The 1,534-nt window shown below is 54.4% G+C and carries 1 protein-coding gene and 1 pseudogene; both read right to left on the reverse strand.

The genetic code is table 11. The features are described from left to right. Positions 1-1,224, reverse strand: a pseudogene (locus J0A65_RS23195) (hypothetical protein); the annotation flags it as partial. A gap of 6 nt (positions 1,225-1,230) precedes the next feature. Continuing rightward, positions 1,231-1,534: hypothetical protein (locus J0A65_RS23200; protein ID WP_206596658.1), on the reverse strand; the 304-nt coding region annotated here is incomplete at its 5' end.

Below are 1,534 nucleotides of genomic sequence, written 5' to 3' on the forward strand. Positions count from 1 at the left end.
CCCCGAGCGTTCCTGTAGCAAGTGATAGATGAACCAAAGCATCGAGCTGGCCAACTCGTTGGTCCTCTCCCGATATGTGCCGGGAATATCATCGAAACTCTTGCCGCTGAGAACGGTAAGCACCTGACCAAGCTCGGTCTCACTCATCCACTGGCTGATCAGCTGGATGCTCTTGATACGTAATGACTCATAAAGATTACCCGCTGCCTCACGAAGCTCCTGCAACCACTCTCGCAAGCGTTGCTTCAACTCCTCTGCCATCGGAACTGTATCGAGGTTGTCGCCAATCAATCTGGCCATAGCCTGGATACTTTTCCCGACCATCTGGCGCTGGACAGCACTTAGACGCTCAAAGCCCTCGTCGAGGTTTTCCTGTGCGCTGTTCTTGGCGCGATTCAACCACTGCAGAGCGGAGAACGGTGGGCTGCGGAAAAAGTCCGCAACATGGCTAGCACCGTTTAACGCCGTACTCCTGCTGAGCGGAATCAGGCTGGTCTCCGACACGGGCCTGGACATGTCGAACAGCGTGGCCATCATCAGCCCCATCGAGCTGACATGCTTATCCAGATCCATCCACCCCAACTTCGGCAGCCCAGGGTTGTAGGCATCATTACCCTGCCTGGTACTGGCATCCAGGCTGAAGTTATTGTCGTCACGCCGCCCGTAGGCAAGGTCGATCCCTCCGACATAGGCGATTCGGTTGTCGATTACGACTGATTTCTGGTGGTGAGAAAACGCAACGCCGAGTCCCTTCATATCACTCTGTTGGATAGCCGGCGTGCAGAAGGCGCGAGGGCCGCCCGGCAGACCAGCGTTGAGCTGAAAGACAGCCAGCATGGTCTCGAAGTCGTAAGTACCTACGCTGCCGGATGGGCTCAGCCAGGGCATGACATAAATCTTCAAGGTCGACTGGCGTTTGAGAGCCTGATGCAGGCACTGCCAAAGGCTTCGCTTGCCATCGAGCAAGACGTCGTAGTTGACCTGCCAGCCAGTGATAAAAATGCATCGACTGGCTTGATCGATGGAAGCTGCAACGTCCTTGAAGTAGTCACTTCCCGTCGTAAAAAAACGAACCTGATTACCCGTACGCTTGGGTGCAAACAGATTTTCTCCGTTGAGAAAGAAATCCGGAGCGGAGTAGGCCGCATAGGCACGCCCGTCCTGCGCATTAATCTGATTGAGTTCTTTTGCGCGGATCCCGTTGTAGGCAGAGTCAGTTGCCATGAGCATTCATTCCTTGGATTGAAGGTGGGTAAACAGATCGCTACTGCACTGGCTATCCTGCTGACTACGATCTTTCTCCAGCAGCGCATTACCTTTGGAGTTACGACTGACGCAGCTACTGAAGTCCATCGATCCCAGTGCATAACGCTCACTGTCCCAACCCTGCTGCTCCATGTGAACACGCAAGGCTATTCGCTGGCCGGGGTAGCTAAGCCAAAGACTTCGAGGCGCCTGAGCGTATACCTTCGATAGTTGTTTCTGCTGAGTGTCATCAAGCGACACACGACCATCAGCATCAGCCTCACCTTCC

It is taken from the genome of Bowmanella yangjiangensis, from assembly GCF_017255015.1.
GTDB classification, from domain to species: domain Bacteria; phylum Pseudomonadota; class Gammaproteobacteria; order Enterobacterales; family Alteromonadaceae; genus Bowmanella; species Bowmanella yangjiangensis.